This is a genomic window from Aestuariivivens sediminicola (genome assembly GCF_022662015.1).
GTDB classification, from domain to species: domain Bacteria; phylum Bacteroidota; class Bacteroidia; order Flavobacteriales; family Flavobacteriaceae; genus Aestuariivivens; species Aestuariivivens sediminicola.
Genome location: NZ_JAKMCM010000004.1, coordinates 1 through 21,367 on the forward strand (window position 1 = coordinate 1; position 21,367 = coordinate 21,367).

At 43.7% G+C, this 21,367-nt stretch carries 15 protein-coding genes; 10 read left to right on the forward strand and 5 right to left on the reverse strand.

What is annotated here, in order from left to right; translation table 11 throughout:
• Nucleotides 1-1,651, reverse strand: a 1,651-nt coding sequence (locus tag MR041_RS09900) for a hypothetical protein (RefSeq protein WP_242093463.1), incomplete at its 3' end; no start/stop codon positions are given.
• 593 nt (nucleotides 1,652-2,244) lie between these two features.
• Here MR041_RS09900 and MR041_RS09905 point away from each other — a divergent pair.
• Nucleotides 2,245-3,615, forward strand: coding sequence for a TlpA family protein disulfide reductase (locus tag MR041_RS09905; RefSeq protein ID WP_242093464.1), 1,371 nt, complete (start codon nucleotides 2,245-2,247; stop codon nucleotides 3,613-3,615).
• Nucleotides 3,616-3,682: 67 nt separating this feature from the next.
• On the opposite strand, the gene MR041_RS09910 is transcribed toward MR041_RS09905, so the two are convergent.
• Nucleotides 3,683-5,248 carry an NAD(P)H-hydrate dehydratase gene (locus tag MR041_RS09910; protein ID WP_242093465.1) on the reverse strand — a complete coding sequence of 522 codons (1,566 nt, stop codon included), beginning with the start codon at nucleotides 5,246-5,248 and terminating at the stop codon, nucleotides 3,683-3,685.
• 344 nt (nucleotides 5,249-5,592) lie between these two features.
• Here MR041_RS09910 and thrA point away from each other — a divergent pair, with 344 nt between their 5' ends.
• The 3 genes from thrA to thrC all read left to right on the forward strand — a co-directional run bounded on the left by thrA (nucleotide 5,593) and on the right by thrC (nucleotide 10,358).
• On the forward strand, nucleotides 5,593-8,037 hold the full coding sequence (thrA, locus tag MR041_RS09915) for a bifunctional aspartate kinase/homoserine dehydrogenase I (protein WP_242093466.1): 2,445 nt from the start codon (nucleotides 5,593-5,595) through the stop codon (nucleotides 8,035-8,037).
• 74 nt (nucleotides 8,038-8,111) lie between these two features.
• A complete protein-coding gene (locus MR041_RS09920) occupies nucleotides 8,112-9,035 on the forward strand; it encodes a homoserine kinase (protein ID WP_242093467.1) in 924 nt (307 codons plus the stop codon).
• A gap of 24 nt (nucleotides 9,036-9,059) precedes the next feature.
• Nucleotides 9,060-10,358, forward strand: a complete 1,299-nt coding sequence (gene thrC, locus MR041_RS09925) for a threonine synthase (RefSeq protein ID WP_242093468.1) — start codon at nucleotides 9,060-9,062, stop codon at nucleotides 10,356-10,358.
• Between the two features lie 227 nt (nucleotides 10,359-10,585).
• On the opposite strand, the gene MR041_RS09930 is transcribed toward thrC, so the two are convergent.
• Nucleotides 10,586-12,946: a glycoside hydrolase family 95 protein gene (locus MR041_RS09930; RefSeq protein ID WP_242093469.1), complete on the reverse strand. Its 2,361-nt coding sequence runs from the start codon at nucleotides 12,944-12,946 to the stop codon at nucleotides 10,586-10,588.
• 277 nt (nucleotides 12,947-13,223) lie between these two features.
• Nucleotides 13,224-14,831: a T9SS type A sorting domain-containing protein gene (locus tag MR041_RS09935; protein WP_242093470.1), complete on the reverse strand. Its 1,608-nt coding sequence runs from the start codon at nucleotides 14,829-14,831 to the stop codon at nucleotides 13,224-13,226.
• A gap of 419 nt (nucleotides 14,832-15,250) precedes the next feature.
• On the opposite strand from MR041_RS09935, the gene MR041_RS09940 reads away from it, so the two are divergent.
• On the forward strand, nucleotides 15,251-16,033 hold the full coding sequence (locus tag MR041_RS09940; RefSeq protein WP_242093471.1) for a S1/P1 nuclease: 783 nt from the start codon (nucleotides 15,251-15,253) through the stop codon (nucleotides 16,031-16,033).
• Here the strand turns inward: MR041_RS09940 and lpdA are convergent.
• Nucleotides 16,030-17,430 carry a dihydrolipoyl dehydrogenase gene (lpdA, locus tag MR041_RS09945; protein ID WP_242093472.1) on the reverse strand — a complete coding sequence of 467 codons (1,401 nt, stop codon included), beginning with the start codon at nucleotides 17,428-17,430 and terminating at the stop codon, nucleotides 16,030-16,032. The two genes, MR041_RS09940 and lpdA, sit on opposite strands and share 4 nt — an antisense overlap.
• A gap of 189 nt (nucleotides 17,431-17,619) precedes the next feature.
• Between lpdA and MR041_RS09950 the strand changes: the two genes are divergently transcribed.
• The 5 genes from MR041_RS09950 (at nucleotide 17,620) to MR041_RS09970 (ending at nucleotide 21,363) form a co-directional block, all read left to right on the forward strand.
• Entirely contained in the window at nucleotides 17,620-17,826 is a 207-nt protein-coding gene (locus tag MR041_RS09950) for a dodecin (RefSeq protein ID WP_242093473.1), read from the forward strand.
• Between the two features lie 43 nt (nucleotides 17,827-17,869).
• Nucleotides 17,870-18,328, forward strand: coding sequence for an SsrA-binding protein SmpB (smpB, locus tag MR041_RS09955; RefSeq protein WP_242093474.1), 459 nt, complete (start codon nucleotides 17,870-17,872; stop codon nucleotides 18,326-18,328).
• 139 nt (nucleotides 18,329-18,467) lie between these two features.
• Nucleotides 18,468-19,010 carry a hypothetical protein gene (locus tag MR041_RS09960; RefSeq protein WP_242093475.1) on the forward strand — a complete coding sequence of 181 codons (543 nt, stop codon included), beginning with the start codon at nucleotides 18,468-18,470 and terminating at the stop codon, nucleotides 19,008-19,010.
• 12 nt (nucleotides 19,011-19,022) lie between these two features.
• The gene (locus MR041_RS09965; protein ID WP_242093476.1) at nucleotides 19,023-20,876 is read left to right on the forward strand and encodes a Xaa-Pro dipeptidyl-peptidase; all 1,854 of its coding nucleotides are present in this window, start codon (nucleotides 19,023-19,025) and stop codon (nucleotides 20,874-20,876) included.
• 46 nt (nucleotides 20,877-20,922) lie between these two features.
• Nucleotides 20,923-21,363, forward strand: coding sequence for a YybH family protein (locus MR041_RS09970; protein WP_242093478.1), 441 nt, complete (start codon nucleotides 20,923-20,925; stop codon nucleotides 21,361-21,363).
• The last annotated feature ends 4 nt before the right edge of the window (nucleotides 21,364-21,367 follow it).

Here is a 21,367-nt window from a genome sequence, read left to right on the forward strand (position 1 = left end):
ATCCTAATGCTGCTTCTTGTGCTGCTATCCAAGCGCCAAAGTCACCTTCTTGATAATCACAAGCACTCACTGAATCATTCTGTGGAGCCTGAACGATAGTCACTGCTGGAGCAGCTTCTACTGTAAATGAAGATGAACAACTGGTTGGTTCAGTACACTCATCATCTACTGTCATGGTTATTGATACAACGCCATCACAAGCATCTGGCAGTGAAACATTATTAAGATCATTTGCTGATTGCCCATTTATCATATAAGTTACTGTAACTGGGGTATCTCCAGGGGTCACTGTAAATCCAGCTAACCAATCCGAAAACGTATTTGCCTCAAGATTACAAGCGTTATCACTATAGGCATCCGGACACGAAAATGTCACTTCTTCCAAAACGTTTAAAGTGGCTGTTGCAGTTGGATTATCAGGTAAGCAACCTGGGCCAGATACCGTTACTGAATATAATCCCTCATCGGCTAGCGTCACTGAATTAAATTCAATCGTATTTGTTCCTTGTCCAGGGAAATCATCCGGCAACACACCTGATGGTCCAGACCACGTGTAGATATATTGATCTGTGAAATTAATGTTATTAATAGGCTCTCCATTGTTTTTAAATAATGTAGCCGATAAACTGGCACTTGTATTCTCACAAACTTCATCACCAGTGGCCTCAATTGTAAAAGGAAGATTAAAATCACCCCCAACAAAATCCTTTAGATCTGCAGTAATTTCTTTAGAAGATCTGGTTTCTAGCATCCATGTGGCATTACATAAATCTTGCACTGTAGGAGGATTAGGAAGCCCATCAAATGCGTCAGTTAAATCAATAACCCCTTCATAGAATTCATTGTAATCATATTCCACCTGACCTGCAGGAACCGAAAATCCAGCAGGGACAGGGGTTGTTCCTCCATTATTTTGAGCTATCGAAGTTGTTGGAGAAACATCTATTGGTAAAAGGGAAAGATTATTACCAGCTGTCCCATTACCAGGACCAACCCATCTGAGAATTGTTATGTTTGCTTGCCTACCTCCATTTTCAAAATCTGCTAAAACCAGTAAATCTCCAATGGTATGTGCTGGATAAAAAATATTTTGCCCTCCCGCATTTGTAGTAGCAGATGTTCCGTTGATTAAAAACCAAAACCCAATATAGCCAACGCCATTATTGCTTTCACGGTCTCCAGCAAAAAAGAGATATGTTTTAGCGGGATCATAATCTGTATTAACCGTAGTTCCATCTGGTAATTCACAATCAGGATCATTTACGAGGCCTGTAAGAATGACAGCTGCCGCATTCATGATATCACTCTTGGCCTGCATCGGACTTAATGTCCACTCATTGTATTCATTGGAGTTGTTATTATCCCCAAATAATTTAAAGTCTTTTGAACCGGTATAAATATCATCTTGATTACCGGTGAAAACATCCGAGCGATAAGAATAAGTGGGCTCTGATTGCAATTGGGGTGTGCCCCACTCGAACGAATTACCGTTTATACAAGGGACTACTGTCTGCGCCTGCAAACTCGTTGTTGCAAACAAAAAAAGCATAAGCAAGCCGAAGCCCATTATACTTTTTGAAATGATACCACTAACTCGAGAGCACCAGCGTATCGTTCGTGAAAAAGATTGGGTAAAATTGTACATTAACATAACATTTTTGTTTAATTAATAAATGATGTTAACATAAATAAGACAAGACAATCGCCGTCACTGAGTGTCACTACAAAAAGCGCTAGCACATTGCTAAATTTTTGGTAAGTCAGGGCTACTTAATACTGCTATTAATCAAGTATGCTCTTCACTGAAAAATAAGTAGAGAAAGTTTAAAACATGCAGATTTGAGGGATATTCAAAGTTAATCTAACCCCTTTTCATTAACAAACAGGTAATTCAACTTTTAGACCATCCGCTAGAATTATTAGATTATCGACATGATTTTTTTCGATTTTTAGACGATTGGTAAATTTAACCGATTATCAGTTATCTACCCGAATTATTGTAGTTTTCCTAAACAGAAGGCCTCTTTATTAACAGTATTGCAAATGAACAGTGATGTTCTAAAGGTTTAAGATCCTGATCTGAAAACAATTACTTCCATTGACCATAAATATGCTATAGATGACATACCGATTTCAGTTGGTCCGTCTCAAATCAAAAATGTTAATTAAATTTTAAAAATGAGGCCCTTACCCCTATGGATTAGTGCAAATAATTATCTTTAGCGCTTTAACAAAAAAACTGATATGAAACATTCGATTATTTTACTTTTATGTATCGCATTCATCTTAAGTTGTCAGAAAGAAGTATCTCGCGATTATGCCATTGTAGCCGGCACGGTAAGCAATGGTCCGGGCAAGGTCAATCTTGGCACCTTAGACAGAAGTTTTACCATGACCATGCCTACCGATGCTAATGGGACCTTTCGCGATATCATTTCTTCCGATTTTGGTCATTTCATGTTCTTCGACGGAAAGAACTTTACACCGGTTTACATCGAGAAGGGCGATAGCATTCACATTAGCTATGATGCTAACGATTTTAATAACTCCTTAACCTTTGCCGGAGATGGAGCCCCCATAAGTGACTATCTGAAAAACAAATCCACCCTAGAGCGGGAATTAAGGGGTCCTGAAAATGTATATACCTTGGATGAGACCACTTTCAAAACCACGTTTACCGGCATCAGGGATTCACTGTTGGCCAATTTAGATGCAACTGCCGGTATACCGGAATCTTACAAGATAAAAGAAACCCGAAATATCAACTACAGTTACCTGGGGCAACTTATGAGATATCAGCCCTATCATGCCTATTATACCGGGAACCCTGATTTTGAAGTCTCTGAGGATTTTTTAAAGGAGTTGGATCAGATAGATTACAACAATGAGGACGATTTTAAGTTTTCAAATGCCTATGCCAATCTGGTGACAGGACACTATAACAATAAAGCTCAGGAGCTTATCGAATCCGATTCACTCGCCGACTATGCGGCCCTTCACAAGGCCATCTCCGTTGCGACGAGCGAGCTCATTAAGAATAAGTTGCTGTTCAACAGTGCTAAAACGGGTATTACCTACACCGATGATTTGGAAGGCTACTACACTTCGTTTATGACACATTCAACCAACGAAGAGCACAAAACTGAAATTACAGCGACTTATGATAAACTTAAGGTGCTTTCCAAGGGCAGTCCCTCACCAAAATTTACGGATTACGAAAACTATGCAGGTGGAACCACCTCATTGAGCGACCTGGAAGGTAAATATGTCTACATCGATGTCTGGGCTACCTGGTGCGGACCCTGCAAAAGGGAAATCCCATTCCTAAAGGAAGTAGAGGCCAAATACCACGATAAGAACATTGCCTTTGTGAGCATATCCATTGATAAGGTGAGCGATCATGAGAAATGGAAGACCATGGTGGAGGAAAAGGAACTCGGCGGTATTCAGCTGTTTGCCGATAACGATTGGAATTCGGCATTTGTAAAGGAATACCAGATCCAGGGCATCCCCCGCTTTATTCTCATCAACCCCGAAGGTCAGATTATCAATGCCAATGCACCGCGACCCTCGGATCCTAAATTAATTGAATTATTTACGGAATATAATATTTAAACCCCGTTAAAGGGAACGAAATTACATTGAAAAAGGTTTTCCGAATGGGAAACCTTTTTTATTGGCCTCAGGAGCCGTTTTGGTCCTCGGCGTTCGTTTTCCTGTTTGGATCCGCCTGTTCCGGTGCCTTAAACAAATCCAAAAAAGCTTTCCCAAGGTAGTCTATCACATGACCGGCCATTACACTCTGGTAGCCAAAATCCTCAACGGCGATGTCCGCCGATTTGCCGTGCAGGTACACTCCGAACATACTTGCGGTCAGGGGATCATAGCGCTGCGCCATCAGTCCCGTAATGATCCCGGTCAGTACATCCCCGCTACCCGCTGTTGCCAGCCCCGGATTTCCGGTGGTGTTAATGTAGAGCTTCTCTTTAAAAACAGTTACCGTATGTGCCCCTTTTATCACCACGATACAGCTGTATTTTTTTGAAAAGGCCTTTACCTTTTGCAGCTTGTCAAAATCGTCTGTCCATGGACCAACGAGCCGCTCGAGTTCCTTGGGATGTGGCGTTAGCACACAGTGCTTTGGCAGTAACTTCAATAAAGCGTTCTTTTGAGACAAGATATTCAGACCATCAGCATCGATGACCAGGGGGGCGACATTCGATTTCAGGAAGGCCTCGAATGCATTTACGGTAGCATCAAGAGTGCCCATCCCGATGCCTATACCTACGGCCGTCGGCTTGAACTCATAGGCTATAGAGCTGATGTTTTCCTCATCTTTATCCGTAATCACCATGGCTTCAGGAACAGTAGACTGCAGGGTATGATAGCCACATCTCGGAACATAGGCAGTGACCAATCCTGCTCCCGCCGATAAGGCTGCTCGGGTTGACAAGACAACCGCACCGATCTTACCATAACTTCCGCCAATAATCAAACCGTGTCCAAAATGGCCTTTATGGGCATATCTATCCCTTGGCTTGTATAGGGTAAGGACCTCATACTTACCGATCAACTCCGCCTCGACCTCAGTGCTCTGTAAGAACTCAGTATCAAATTCGATGTCCAAAACCTCCCACTGCACCGTATATTTCGCCGTTTCCGGTAAAAAAAACACGAGTTTTGGTGCTGCAAAAGTTAAGGTATCCCCTGCCTGTACAACTCCATCTGGATCTTCTATGGGCTTTTCCATATAAAGTCCCGAGGGGATATCAATGGATAAGGTAAAGGCCTTGCTGGTTTTAAAATGCTGGAACAGGGTCTTTACCCAGTCATCGACAGGTCGGTTCAAACCAATGCCAAAAACGGCATCTACAATAATGTCATCCGGATGTATTTCCGGAAAGGCCTTCCCCTTCTTTAACAATATCGGCCAATCCTTTGAAACGGTCTTGATACGATCGTAATTTATCAGAAAATCCTTTGAACGCTTGTCGCTGTAATTGACAATATAGGTGTTTACCCGATACCCATGGGTTATGAGGTGCCTGCCCAGGACCAGGCCATCTCCGCCGTTGTTCCCGATTCCGCAAAAGATATGGACTGGAACCTGCGCCCCCTGCATGCGTAAATGCATCCAATTGAACAGTTGGGTTCCTGCACGTTCCATGAGATCGGCCGAAGTGATCTTCTGGCGCTCAACAGTAAGTTTGTCGCCTGTGTAAATCTGTTCTCTGGAAAATAGCTTCATCGCCGGGACGGTTGTTAATTTATCAATACTTCAGCTTTTTAGCCCGTTATAGTTTAATTAAATGCATGCTTAATAAGAATTTTATAAAAAGCAATGATTTATTTTTTTATTAAGTTAAAAGTAATACTTTTGGACTGTATTATACAGTAATACCATGAATCTTTTAGCCCAAAATATAGTTTTTACCTTGCCTTTTTCATCTCTAAAGGCCGTATCTTTTTTTGGAACTACTACAAGTACTACAACCCCTTGGGGTTGCTAATTACATATACTTCGGACTATTTTTGTGATTTCTATAATCACATATTTTTAATTATTTTTCACAACAATCAATGTATTAAAACATGCAAGTTTTAAAATTCGGAGGAACTTCTGTAGGTTCATCACAAAATATAAATAATGTTATTTCCATTTTAGAAAGCTATTCTGAAAAAGATAAAGTGGCCTGTGTGGTCTCTGCTGTCGGTGGCATTACCGATAAATTACTTTTAGCCGGAGAACAGGCTAAGAACAAGGACAGGGTATTCGAAGCGACCTTTAATCGTATTAAGGCAATTCACCTTGAGATTATAGAGGACCTCAATCCATCAAACAAGCAACCACTACTCCATTTTTTAGACGAAACATTAAACGCCTTGAAGAATCTTTTGGAAGGCATTTATTTAATCAATGAGCTATCTCCTAAAACATCGGATAAACTGGTAAGTTTTGGTGAAAAACTGTCCTCCTTCATTATGGCTGAAACGATGAAAAACAGGACGCTTTCTGCAGCCAGGAAGAATACTCAGGACCTCATTATAACCAATGCCAACTATACCAAGGCAGAAGTCGATTACCCTACCACCTATGCGAACATTAGGGACTATTTTAAATCGGCTAAAGCCCGGATTACGATTTTACCCGGTTTTATAGCTAAATCGGCTCAAGGCGAGGAAACCACCCTTGGCCGTGGGGGCTCCGATTTTACGGCGGCGATACTTGCTGCTGCCATGGAGGTGGAACAACTGGACATCTGGACGGATGTGAGTGGCATGTTCACGACGAATCCAAAATTAGTAAAACAGGCCTACCCTATTGAGACGATATCCTATCAGGAAGCCATGGAGCTCTCCCACTTTGGGGCAAAGGTTTTATATCCTCCTACGGTGCAGCCTGTCCTGGACCTGAATATTCCAATCCATATCAAGAATACGAACCGACCTGAAGATACGGGGACCATCATTTCCAATCTGGAATCTCAGAATGGTAATCCGGTAAAAGGGATTAGCAATATTGGAAATATTGCCTTGTTAACCCTTCAGGGCAGTGGAATGGTGGGTATTCCAGGGTTTTCAAAACGCCTTTTTGAAACCCTGGCTCAGGAAAAGATCAATGTGATTTTAATTACCCAGGCTTCATCAGAACATTCCATTTGTCTTGGTATCGATGCTGCGGACGCTGAAAGCGCCAAAAACGCGGTAGACCAGATCTTTGAAAATGAGATCGCACTTCATAAAATCGATCCTATTGTTGTAGAGACAGGCTTATCCATTATAGCCCTTGTCGGTGATAATATGAAGAACCACCAGGGCATTAGTGGTAAAATGTTCAGCACCCTGGGAAAGAATAACATCAATATCCGAGCGATTGCCCAGGGCGCTTCAGAGAAGAACATTTCGGCGGTAATTGCCGATAAGGATGTTAAAAAAGCATTGAACACGCTTCATGAACAGTTTTTTGAGGCCAAGACCAAACAGCTGAATGTATTCATTACAGGGGTTGGTAACGTTGGGGAACGTTTGGTAGAGCAAATTAGACAGCAGCGTACCTATTTAAAGGAGAATTTGAAGATCAATCTGCGCATTATCGGATTATCCAACTCAAGAACCATGTATTTCAATGAGGATGGCATCGATTTAAAGGATTGGAAAGTGAAACTGGCAGGTGGTGAGAAGGCATCGCTCGATGGATTTTTCCAAAACATACTGAAGCTCAATCTGCGCAACAGTATTTTTATGGATATAACGGCTAACGCCGATGTTGCGCGACGCTATCCTGATTACCTCAGGGAAAGTATTGCTGTTGTGGCCTGCAATAAAATAGCCTGTTCCGGCAATATGGAGAACTACAAACTGCTAAAGCGCCTGTCCTTGAAATACAATGCGCCCTTCCTTTTCGAAACTAATGTCGGTGCCGGTTTACCTGTCATCGATACTTTGAATAATCTGGTGGCCTCAGGGGATAAAATCACCTCGATACAGGCCGTGCTCTCCGGAAGTTTAAATTTTGTGTTCAACCATTTTAATGATCAGACCAGGTTCTACGACGTGGTGAAACAGGCCCAGGAAGAAGGTTACACCGAACCGGATCCGAGAATTGATCTCAGTGGTGTTGATGTGGCTCGGAAAATCCTTATTTTGGCCAGGGAAAGTGGGGTAAGCATGGAATTGGAAGATATCGAAAACACCTCCTTCTTATCGGAATCCGGGTTTAAAAGTGATACGGTGGCGGATTTCTTTGACACCTTAATTAAGGATGAGGATCACTACCAGCAGATATATGCCGCCGCCAGTGCGAAACAGTGTCAGCTAAAGTATGTGGCGCAGTTCAATAATGGTCGGGCCAGTGTGGGGCTTCAGGAAATTCCGCAGGGGCATCCATTTTATAATTTAGAGGGTAAGGACAATATTGTGATGTTCTACACCCAAAGGTATCCGGAGCAACCAATGATCATCAAAGGTGCGGGAGCCGGTGCCGATGTTACAGCCTCAGGGCTATTTGCCGATATCATAAGAATAGGAAACATTTAGGATGTATAATGAACTTGTATAAAAAAGGTTCGGGTTACTGCTCCAGTGCAGCCGAGAACTATTTAATAGAAAAAATGAACGAAATAAGACTATTTTCTCCTGCCACTGTGGCGAATGTATCCTGCGGCTTTGATGTGCTGGGCTTTTGTCTGGATGGTGTGGGTGACGAAATGGTGATTCGAAAAATTGAGAAAAAAGGAATCTACATCACCCATATAGAAGGCGCCGACTTACCTTATGATCCCAAATCCAATGTGGCCGGCGTTTCAGCCTTAGCCCTTTATGAGGCTATTGACGTTGATTTCGGATTTGAAATTGAGATCTACAAAAAGATCAAACCGGGAAGTGGCATTGGCAGCAGTGCCGCAAGTGCTGTAGGCAGTGTTTTTGGCATGAATGCACTTTTAAACAAACCGTTTAATACAACGCAGTTAACCGAATTTGCCATTAAGGGTGAAGCCTTAGCCAGTCAATGCGAACATGCCGATAACCTGGCACCTGCCCTATTTGGTGGTTTTACACTGGTGAAGAGCGTATCGCCTTTGCAGGTATTGGAAATTCCAACACCCGATAATCTCTTTGCGGTGATTCTGCATCCACAAATCGAGATTAAGACAGCCGAGGCAAGGGCCATCCTTCCAAGGGATATTCCCTTGAGTGATGCCATAACGCAATGGGCTAATTTTGGAAGTTTAATTCATGCACTGCATACCTCGGATTACGATCTGATTAAGGCCTCATTACGCGATGTGATTGTCGAACCGTATCGAAGCCGACTCATCCCATTCTATGATGAAGTCATTCAGGCTGCCGCGCAGGCAGGAGCTCTGGGCTCCGGTATTTCCGGTTCCGGTCCGTCGGTTTTTACCCTTTGTGAAGGACATGCCGCTGCAAAGGCAGTTGCAAAACAGATTGAGGCGGTTTACCGGAATTCTGATATCGCTTTCGATATACATGTGTCAAAAATTAACACCCAGGGGATTAAAGTCATAGGATAGTCATTATCTGACATACGATTTGAGATGAACTACTACAGCCTAAATAAAAAAGCAGCACTTTCTTCTTTTAAAAATGCCGTAATAAAGGGCCTGGCACCGGATAAGGGATTGTATTTTCCTGAGCGTATCACGCCCCTGCCGCAGGATTTCTTTAACAGCTTAGACAGCATGTCTCATGCAGATATTGCCTATGAAGCCATCAAACAGTTTGTCTTCCCTGAAATACCTGAAAAGGATCTAAGGCAGATTGTAGCATCAACCTTATCATTTGATTTTCCTGTGGTCACCCTTAACGACCACATCTCTACATTAGAGCTGTTTCATGGTCCCACCATGGCCTTCAAGGATGTGGGGGCCCGTTTTATGGCGCGGTGTTTAGGGTATTTTAATCAGGATAACACTCAGGAGGTCACCGTTTTAGTGGCGACCTCAGGAGATACCGGAGGCGCTGTAGCCAACGGATTTTTAGGTGTAAAGGGCGTCAATGTGGTCATATTGTATCCCAGTGGTAAGGTCAGCGAAATACAGGAAAAGCAGCTCACTACCCTGGGTCAGAACATCAGGGCATTGGAAGTTGATGGTACCTTTGATGATTGCCAGACCATGGTGAAACGCGCATTTCTGGATGACAGCTTAACCAGGAACATGCAACTCACCTCTGCCAATTCCATTAATGTGGCACGCTGGTTGCCGCAAATGTTCTACTTTATGTTTGCCTACAGGCACTTGTATAAAACATACGACGACATCGTGTTTTCTGTGCCCAGTGGTAATTTTGGTAACATCTGTGCCGGGATGATGGCGCAGCAACTGGGTTTGCCCATACACCATTTTATTGCATCAAACAATGTGAACAATGTGGTGACCCGCTATTTAATATCAGAGTTGTATGAACCGAGGCCTTCGGTGCAGACCATAAGCAACGCCATGGATGTGGGTGCCCCCAGTAATTTTATTCGCATCCAGGAAATTTATAAGAACAAATTCGACACGCTTAAGGAGCATTTGTATTCCTACAGCTTCACGGATGATGAAACCAGGGCGGCCATGCTAGAACTATATAACACCTTCGGTTATGTGGCAGATCCTCATGGTGCTGTGGGTTATTTGGGTTCCAAAGCCTATCTGAAGGACCATCCCGATGCCCATTGTGTGTTTTTGGAAACGGCGCACCCCACTAAATTTTTGGATGTTGTTGAAGCGGTGATTAAAAAGGACCAGCCGCTCCCGGAACAGATACAGGCGGTGATGGATAAGGAGAAGGTATCCGAAAAGATAACGACTTACGAGGACTTAAAAGCCTATTTGCTGACAAATTACTGATTTGCAGTTACAGGTTCTGTGTTCTCTGCTGAGCGCTTTCTAATTCTATAAGCACGATGCTTCCAAATTGTCCTGTGAATTTTTGAAATTGTCCTGTGAATTTTCAAAATTCACAGGACAATTTTGATAACCCATGCCTACAAAAGCTAGAACACCTAAGGAAAGCATTTCAGCATTATGACTAGCGCTTTAAAGCTAAACACCAATTGATGTTTAGCCCTAAGGGGTCAGGGCTTGTAGGTCAGGGGTTCGTCCTTTGTTACAGCTATCGGTATCCTTTGATCCTTGTGAATCAGATGTATGCTTTGGTCAAAATCTGAACTGATAATGGCTTTCTCAAGTTCATGATCCTTCCAATGCAGGTCGAACGTTAAACCACCTCTGGCCTTTAAGCCTTTTATACAACCGTTCTTCCACGCTGTTGGTAAAGCAGGTAATACTCGAATGCCATTGGTTTCATGTGATTGTAATAATAGTTCCGCAACGCCTGCGGTATATCCGAAATTGCCGTCTATTTGAAATGGAGGGTGCAAATCGAACAAATTGGTGCTCATGGATTTCTGCAGTAACAACTGAATGTGTTTATGAGCCATATCCCCATCCAGGAGTCGCGCACTGCAATTAATGAGCCATGCCCTGCTCCATCCCGTTCCTGCTCCACCATTCGCAAGGCGATAGTCCAGCGTTTTCCTGACCGCCTCAAACAATTCAGGGGTTTCATTTTGGGTTACATAATTCCCGGGATGGAATCCATATAAATGGGACATGTGTCTGTGACCGGGCTCAGGCTCGTCGTATTCTCTGTCCCATTCCAAAATGCGGCCATCACTGCCAATAACAAATCCCGAACGCAGTTGTGATTTCTGAGAGGCAATAGTTTTGACAAAGGCGTTGTCTATATTCAAAATCTGGCATGCCCTCAGATAGTTGTCAAATACCTCGTAGATGATCTGTTGATCCATAGCGCTGCCCAGGCAGGTGGCCACGGATTTGCCTTCACTATTATAATAGCGGTTTTCAGGTGATGTAGAGGGTGCCGAGATCAAAGATCCGTCCCTTGGATCTTCTATGAGCCAATCGCTGTAGAAAAGGGCCACTTCATGTAATGCAGGAAAGACGCGCTCTTTCAGGAAGGCCTGATCCCGGGTGAATTCATAATGCTGCCAGTAGTGCTGCATCAGCCAGCCCCCTGCTCCAACAGAACAGCCCCAATAGGCCGTGGGTGCACGCAACCAGGTGGGTACCCATAAGTCGGTCGCATGAGGTATGAAGGTACCATTGCAACCAAAATTGGTACGCGCGGTGCTCTTCCCTGAAGCCACCAGCCGATCTATATAATCAAATAATGGTGCATTGAGTTCGCCCAGGTGGGTCACATCGGCAAGCCAATAGTTCATCTGCAGATTGATGTTCAGATGATAATCGGCATTCCAGGGGGCATTGATGTGTTCGTTCCAAAGGCCCTGCAGGTTAGCCGGATTGGTACCGACCCGCGATGAGGAAATTAACAGATACCGGCCATACTGAAACAGCAGACTTTCCAGATTGGTGTCGACATGCCCCGCTTTTACGCGTTCCAATCGCTGATCTGTAGGGATGGAATCCAGCTGGTTGTCCTCAAGATGAAATGACAGTCTGGAATACAGGCTCTGGTAATCCTCAATATGTTCCTTTTCAAGGGCGTCGAAGGTTTGAGACGCCAGGGCTTGTAAATCCTTTTGGTTCTGACCTTCATAATCGTCGAAGTAATAGGAAGAATTCGATAGGATGTACAGGGTGGCCTTTCGGACGTCCTTGAGTTCCAGGTAGTCACTTCCCGATATCAGGGTCCCGCCTTCATGCCGCACTTTTAAACAGGTTTCAAATTGAACGCCGTCCAATAAGGGATAGGGTTCCGAATTAAAAAAACCCTCACGTTGGGTCACTTCACCCTTCATGACAAGTAGATCGGGATGTCTAACAACGGTCTCTGCCGTAGGAACGCCCTTATTCTGCGGTCGACTCAATCTTAATTTTGCGCTCAGGCCATTACTGTGATCCGTGCTCAACTCAACAGCGATGACACGCTTCGGGTGCGACACAAAAAACCTTTCTGTAACTGTATGATTATCTGATCTATAGCTTACTTTAGCTGTAGCCTTACTTATATCCAAGGAACGTCTGTAGTCGGTGATACTATCATGTTCGAAATCGATGAAAAGGTCCCCTAGGGTCTGATGCGAGCGGACGACGCGTTTTCTCGAAAATTTAGCGACAAACAAACTGTCCGCCAGATCATTTTTCCCTTCAAAAAGGAGCCTTCTTATGGTGTTCAGGTCGTCTGGATTGCCTTCAGGATCATCCCAATCCTCCTTATCGGCCGGCCAAAGCGAATCGTCATTGAGTTGTATGCGTTCATGTGTTGGATGTCCGAATACCATGACCCCGAGGTGGCCATTTCCCAGTGGTAACGCCTCATTCCATTGTGTTGCGGGTTCGGTGTACCAAAGGACCTGTGATGGGGTTTCAGGAATTGATTCCTTACAGGAACAGAGCACAAGGACTAATAGGGCTAAGACAGGTTTTATTCGTAAAATAAAGCTATGCATAAGAATGGACTTTTATCAGCAAGGTAAGCTATTCTCCCTGGAATTTAAGTGAAAATCTGAAATTAATACATCGCATTTCACTTAGGGGAATGCAATAAAACATTACTTCCTATCAAGTTGCTGAATGGGGTTTACACATACCGTTCTTCTAGTATGAACAGGAACCGAACACCTGTTATCCACAACGGCGTTACATCTCCCAACCGACCTTGTGTCTGCTTTTAGTCACATGAAGGACAGCGATTCAAAAATCAAACTGCACGACATCATGGTCCTGTTACTGTTTCATTATTTTTTTTGTAGTCCTACCCTCCGGGCTGCTCAAGGTTAAAAAATAGATGCCATTGGCCGTATGGGATAGGTCCACAGTGTTCATCCCGGAGCCCAAAATCCCCTCATCGACAACTTTTCCCATGATGTTGACAATGGAATAACGGGCTTCAGCAGCAAGTCGCAAGTGTATGCTCTGACGTGTTGGATTTGGAAATAAGGCGATTTTATTTTCTGTAAACTCATCATTACTTAAGGTACAGTTCACCGCAAAGGTCACACCATTATCGACCTGCCAGTCCGATTTGCCCTGAGCTAAGGCCACATCATCCACATCGACGCAGGTCAATGCGTTATCCCGAGCTCTTAACCTGGAGAAAATACCAATGTTACCGGTTTTTAAATTCAGTGAAGTCAACAGATTCTGGTTACACCACAAAGTGACCAAACCTTGCAGGTTGCTCACATCAAGACTGGTCAATTCGTTAATTCCAACATCGACGTAATCAACATTCACATGATTTGGCAGAAAGGTTACATCACCTAACTTACTGCAGCAAAGCAGAACATCAATTAAGGTAGTCGTATCAGGCAACATGACCGAAGTGAGATTCGCATTCGAATTGCAGTTAATCAATTGAAGCATCATGTTTGAGGAGGCATCAACCGATGAAAAACCGTTTTCATATCCCCAAAATCTTTCCAAAGCACTGAGCATGGTAATATTGATGGAGGTTAAGGATGGGTTACCGCCACAATCCAATCTTTTAAGAAGGGTATTATTCGAGACATTCAAAGATGAAATTCCATTATAATAACAATATAAGGTTTCCAATTTGGTGAGCAAGTTTACATTTATTGCACCCAGAGGATTACTTCCACAGTCGAGATATACCAATTCCGTGTTATTTGTAAAGTCTAAAGACCCAATTGAATTATTATAACACCGTAAGGTCATCAAGTCCGGATTTCCGGAAATATCCAATGTGTTCAGGTTGTTTCCATAACATACGAGGGTCTGTAAAAGTGCACATTGATCGATATCCAAGGAACTTACCCCCGAATTATGACACTGCAAATCCGTCAGGACGGTTTGATTTGTCAAATCCAATGCCCCGATATTACTCGTGTTATTATACACATGTAACACATCAAGTGCCGGGTAACCGGATACATTTAAACTGCTTAAATTATTATTTCCACAGCGCAATACCGTCAGAGTATTATTATTGGGAAGAACCAATAAATTACCGCCATTTCCAATGTTGTTGTTATTGCAATTGATTTCGGTGAGCAAGGTGTTTTCAAACAAATCGAGGGCAATAAGGTTATTACTGCTGCAATCCAGGGTTTGTAAGCTTGTAAATCCCTCAATACCGGTTAAATCGGAGATAAAATATCCGCTAACGTCTAAACTCGTCAGGTTCTCGATACTGCTTGTGAGCACCTGCTGGTCTTTGGTGGTATTGGTATCAATGTTTAAATCTATAAGTGCCTGTTCAAAATTCCCATCAGGAATACAGGTATATCCCGGATCCGGCGTGCCTCCGGGGCATTGCGCATCGATTTGATAAGAGGCCATCAATAAACATAATAGGAGTAGTCTTGTTTTCATAGTACAGTGGTTTAAAAGCGTTAATACCGACCATAACATGAAGCCAAATAGTAAACATATGAAGATAAAGGACTATTTCTGAAACGGCTATTAATCAGACCAATAGTGCTTGCAAGAGCTGTTCTAAGCTAAAAAAAAATAGGGAGATGTGCAACAGGCTTTAAAAAATACTCTAAAAAAACGAGTCCGCATCCCAATGGCGGATGAAGTATTCAGATTTCGTTCCGGCGCCGATCCATTGATCAAATCCTTACGAGAGCGGGATCACATTACAACATTGACCTTAATGCGCAAGTGCATTACCAAAGGCAGCACCTCATGAAATCAGGCAAAGAAAAGGGTACACCACAATAGCATATTTAGTCTCTTTGAAAATTCCTTTTAAGGATTGAAAACGATACATTTGCAAAAAAATAAATATGAAGCCTTTACGCATTTATCTGCTCTCTTTACTCTTACTATTTCCTGTACTAATGAACGCTTCGGATGACCTCTGGGGACGTACCGGGCATCGCACCGTAGGCGTCATAGCGGATAATTATTTAAAAGGCAGAACGAAACGCGCTATAGCACGGCTCCTCAATCACACATCTCTGGCTCTGGTGTCTACCTACGCCGATGAAATTAAATCTGATGACCGATATGATAGATTCTACACCTGGCACTATATCAACATGCCTTTGGAATCGACTTATGAAAGTTCTGACAAAAATCCTGAAGGGGATATGGTTACGGGTATTAACTATTGTATATCCGTTATTAAAGATGATACGGCATCAATGGATGACAAAGCATTCTATTTAAAACTGCTCATTCATCTGATAGGTGACTTACATCAGCCTATGCATGTAGCTCTGGAAGAAGATCTCGGGGGTAACGATTTCAAGGTACAGTGGCATTATAAGGCTTCCAATTTGCATCGCGTGTGGGATAGCGAGATGATTGAAACATATGGAATGAGTTATTCTGAACTCGCTAAAAATGCGAATACATTGAGTAAAACTGAAGTGAAAGCCATTCAGGAAGGTTCTATCATCGATTGGGTAAATGAAACCCATCAGTTAACGAAACAGGTGTATGCCTCCGTTGAACCAAATCAAAACCTGAGATATGCGTATTCCTATCGCTATTTTGATACGGTACGTCAGCAATTGCAGATCGCCGGAATCCGGTTGGCAAAAGTACTGAATGATTTATTTTAAATATGCAAGGCCCTGTCCTCGGTTGCCGCCAAGGCGGCTTCCTTAATGGCTTCTGTAAAAGTGGGATGGGCATGTGACATCCTGGAGACATCCTCAGCTGAGGCCCTGTATTCCATGGCGACAACCGCTTCTGCAATCATGTCGGCCGCCCGGGCACCAATCATGTGTACCCCTAAAATCTCATCGGTCGTCTTATCCGCTAAAACCTTTACGAATCCATCCGTATCCATACTGGCCCGACTGCGCCCCAGGGCACGCATTGGAAACTGACCCGATTTATAGGCTATGCCCGCTTCTTTTAACTGCTCTTCGGTCTTTCCAACGGCGGCTACTTCCGGCCAGGTATAGACCACTCCGGGAATTAAGTTATAGTCGATATGCGGTTTCTGACCTGCAATCGTTTCGGCCACAAACACCCCTTCTTCCTCAGCTTTGTGCGCGAGCATCGCTCCCTTAACGACATCTCCTATGGCATAGATATTGGATGCCGTTGTTTGCAGATGGTCATTCACTTCTATCTGACCTCTATCATTGAGCTTAACACCTGCGGCCTCAGCTTGTAATCCATCAGTATATGGGCGACGCCCCACGGAGACCAAACAATAGTCCCCTTTAAATTCGACCTCCTCCCCTTTCTTATTATCGGCTTTCACCACAACGGCATCTCCCTTAAGTTCGACTGATTTCACTTTATGAGCCGTATTGATATTAAATTTTGATTTCTTGAAGACCTTATTGAGCTCCCTGGAGAGACCTGAATCCATGGTGGGAATGATACGGTCCATATATTCCACAACGGTAACCTCTGACCCCAGGCGTTTGTACACCTGACCCAATTCCAGGCCAATCACACCACCGCCAATGACAATCAAATGCTTTGGTATTTCCTTAAGTTTTAAGGCTTCGGTTGAGGTGATGATGCGTTCTTTGTCTATCTTGATAAAGGGTAAGCTGGACGGCTTGCTCCCTGTGGCTATAATGGTATGTTTAGCCTCAATTTCAGTGGATTCGTCTCCTGAAATCTGGATATGAGTCGCATCTTTAAAGCTACCCGTACCGTGATAGACGTCAATTTTATTCTTCTTCATTAAAAAATCGATGCCCCCGGTGGTTTGATCGACCACCGCCTGTTTACGGGCAATCATCTTTTCAAGATTTACCTTTATCTCCCCCGGGATATCAATGCCATGTTCCTCAAAATGTTTTACGGCATCCTCATAATGATGCGATGAATCTAAAAGCGCCTTACTGGGTATGCATCCTACATTTAAGCAGGTCCCACCCAGGGTGGTGTATTTTTCAATAATTGCGGTTTTCATGCCTAATTGTGCACAGCGTATGGCGGCCACATATCCTCCCGGACCGGAACCTATTACAGCGACATCATATGAACTCATAGTATCTAAAGGAATTTTAAAAATAGAAGTTCAAAAATACGAATGTTTTACGGGAAGACAAGTAATAATAACCATATATCAAAGGCATTTGCATAAAAAGTGATCAAATGGATTGAAAATAGAGGCCATCGGGTCATATCTTCAATTTTTTTGTATTTTAAGCATACACTAATTTAAATACCTATTATAATGGACGACCATATTTACAAGATCGTGGAAATTGTTGGCACCTCCGAAACATCAAGTGATGATGCCATAAGGAACGCCTTGAAGCGCGCATCAAAAACCATTCAGAACTTACGTTGGTTCAAGGTTACCGATACCAGGGGAAGCATTAAAGAGGGTGCTGTGCAGCATTGGCAGGTGACCCTGAAGCTTGGTTTTACAATGCACTGATATTTCGATTGTAAAACATAAAATTTGCTTAGTTTTGTGTGCCATGCAAAAGACCATTAACATACAGAACAAAAAGGCGCGGTTTCAATATGAGATACTGGACAAGTACACTGCAGGTATTGTCTTGACCGGAACCGAGATCAAATCCATTCGAAACAGCAGGGCCTCTATTGCCGAGAGTTTCTGCGAATTTAATGAGAGAGGTGAATTGTTTGTGGTTAACATGACCGTTGAGGAATACGCCTTTGGAACGCATTACAATCATAAACCTAAGGCCACACGGAAGTTATTACTGAACAAAAGAGAACTAAAAAAGCTCAACAAGGATGTCCAGAATTCAGGACTTACCATTATCCCACTGCGCTTGTTCATCAATGAAAAAGGTTTGGCTAAGCTGGATATTGCCTTGGCCAAAGGTAAAAAGCTCTATGACAAGCGAGAAACCATTAAGGACAGGGACAATAAGCGGAATCTGGACAGAATAAAGAAAATTTATAAATAATAAGGTTGAGACAGGACAAATCTGGATTGTTAATTCAGGTTCAGGTGCCCCCAGGAGGATGAGATGATATACTGAATTTCAACCATTACCTCAACAGACACAACAGGCAAAAAAAAGAAACAATATAAAAATAAATCGAATGAAAAAACTTTTTATCACCCTATGCTTATGCAGTATGGCTTTTACCCTAAATGCGCAGGAAACAGAGCCGGAAAAGCCAATAGAGCGTGTCTTGGACACCACCGTGGTGTTATCCATAGATCAAACGATTAAAGCCTTATACGACGTCATTTCCGGTGAAAAGGGTGAGAAGCGTTTTTGGAAACAGTTTAAATTCCTTTTTTACCCTAATGCAAAATTAATAGCCGGTGGCCGTGATGTCTTCGGAGAATACAAGGTGCATTATATGGAACCGAAAGAATACATTAAGAGTTCAGGTAAATGGTTGGAGGAACACGGTTTCATTGAAAAGGAGATCCACAGAAAGACGGAGGTTTTTGGTAACCTTGCCCATGTGTTCAGTACCTATGAGTCCTTCCACACTGCGTCTGATGAAGCGCCTTTCATGCGGGGTATAAACAGCATTCAACTGTTTAATGATGGTAAGCGCTGGTGGATCATCAATATATACTGGACTCAGGAAACCCAATTGAATCCGATTCCCAAAGCCTATTTACCTTAAATAACAGTCCCGATGAACACATCTTTTTTTACATTCAGATTCAGGTCATTAGCCATAGTATTTGGTATCCAGGTACTGACTTTAGCATGCCTGACAGCGCAGGAACAAGCAAAACCCGTCTTTAAAGATGGTGAGGCTCAGATTGTCGATGCCTTTAACACCCCCGAGAAATGGATTCGTCATGATCTTTTTGTAGAAACTACATTCGATTCGGACGGTGATGGTCAATTAGACCGCATGCATGTGGATGTGACCCGACCCAATCAAACGGAAACCGAAGGGCTCAAGCTCCCCGTTATTTATGAATCGAGTCCCTATTACGCCGGTGTTGCTCCCGATGTGGAGGGCTTGTTCTGGGATGTGCATCACGAGTTGGGTGAAATGGGAAAAGCGCGTAAGCATCCGGACGTGGTGCGTACCGGCCAACGTCCCATCATATCGAATTCTCAGATCGGACTGTGGGTGCCACGCGGGTATATTGTCGTGCATTCGTCGTCGCCCGGTACCGGGCTATCACAGGGCGCACCGACAGTGGGTGGCGTTAATGAGTCCCTGGCGCCAAAAGCGGTTATCGATTGGTTAAACGGCCGTGCCAAGGGATACACCGAACCCTATGGTAATGAAGAGGTGAAGGCTTACTGGAGTACCGGTAAGGTGGGCATGACAGGAACATCCTATAACGGGACCATTCCACTGGCTGCGGCCACCACCGGTGTGGAGGGTTTGGAAGTCATTATTCCCGTGGCCCCGAATACCTCGTACTATCATTACTACCGATCGAATGGTCTGGTGCGCTCTCCTGGAGGCTATCTTGGCGAGGATATCGATGTGCTGTATGATTTTATCAATAGCGGAGATGAAGCCAAAAGGCCGTCTAACAATGCCAGGGTAAGAGATGGGGAAATGATGAAGGGGATGGATCGTATTACAGGTGATTATAATGCATTTTGGGCCGGACGTGACTATTTGAACGCTATGGGCCCCATGAAGGCTGCGCTCTTGATGTCCCATGGTTTTAATGACTGGAACGTGATGCCTGAACACAGCTACCGCATCTATAATAAAGCCAGGGAGATGGGATTGGAAACGGGTATTTATTACCATCAGTTCGGACATGGAGGACCACCGCCGCTCTCCATGATGAATAAATGGTTTACCCATTACCTGCATGGCATTGATAACGGCATCGAAAATGAACCTCATAAGGCCTGGATCGTTCGCGAGGACGACACGATTGACAAACCAACCCCTTACACGGACTATCCCAATCCGGATGCTGAAGCCATTACATTATACCTGGTAGGAGGCGCACCGGAGATAGGACAATTATCCAAATTGGAAGTGCCCGATCAGGATCCGGAGACGCTAATTGATAACTACTCTTTTGATGGTGAGGCATTGGCAAAGGCTGAGATAACGAGTCATAGGTTATTGTATGTCACACCCAAACTTACCGAGGATCTGCATATTTCAGGCATTCCAAAAATTACGATAAAACTGGCGAGCAGCAAGCCTGCTACCAATCTATCGGTGTGGTTGGTGTCCTTACCCTGGGATGACAGCAGAAATGCAAAAACCACCGATAATATCATCACCAGAGGGTGGGCAGACCCACAAAACCATAAGTCATTGACCAATGGAACACCATTGGAGGTGGGACGCTATTATGAGCTCTCGTTCGATCTCCAGCCGGATGACCAGATCATTAAGGCGGGTCAGCAGATTGGACTCATGATTTTCTCGAGCGACAAGGCCTTTACCTTGCACCCGAAGCCAGGGACACAGTTGGCCATAGATCCGAATGGCACGCATCTTATGTTACCCGTGGTTGGCGGAATGGAGGCCTACAGTAAGGCTGTAAACTAATCCCTTATACTAACATGAAATCAAATAATGACTAAAATTTAAACCTGTGAAATCCTATGTTATCATATTGGTGAGCATTTGTTTTCTGTCATGTAAAAATGAGGTAAAGGATCCTACGGCTCTGATCGCTATCTGGAAGAATGAACTATTAGAAACCGAGCGGCAATTCTCTGCTATGGCCCAAAAAGAAGGCATGAGAACGGCATTTCTGAATTTCGCCGCGGATGAAGCCGTTCTTCTGCGGAATGACAGCCTGATAAAAGGGAGGCCGGGTATCGCATATTATATGAAGAATGCCAACTCAAAAGGCTTGCAGTGGGAACCGGAATTTGCAGATGTTTCGGCTTCCGGTGATCTGGGCTATACCTACGGTGAGTACACCTACACCTATACCGATTCGACCGGTACGGTTCAAACAGCCATGGGTATTTTCCATACCGTCTGGAAGCGGCAGGCCGATAACAGCTGGAAATTTGTATGGGACTGAGGTC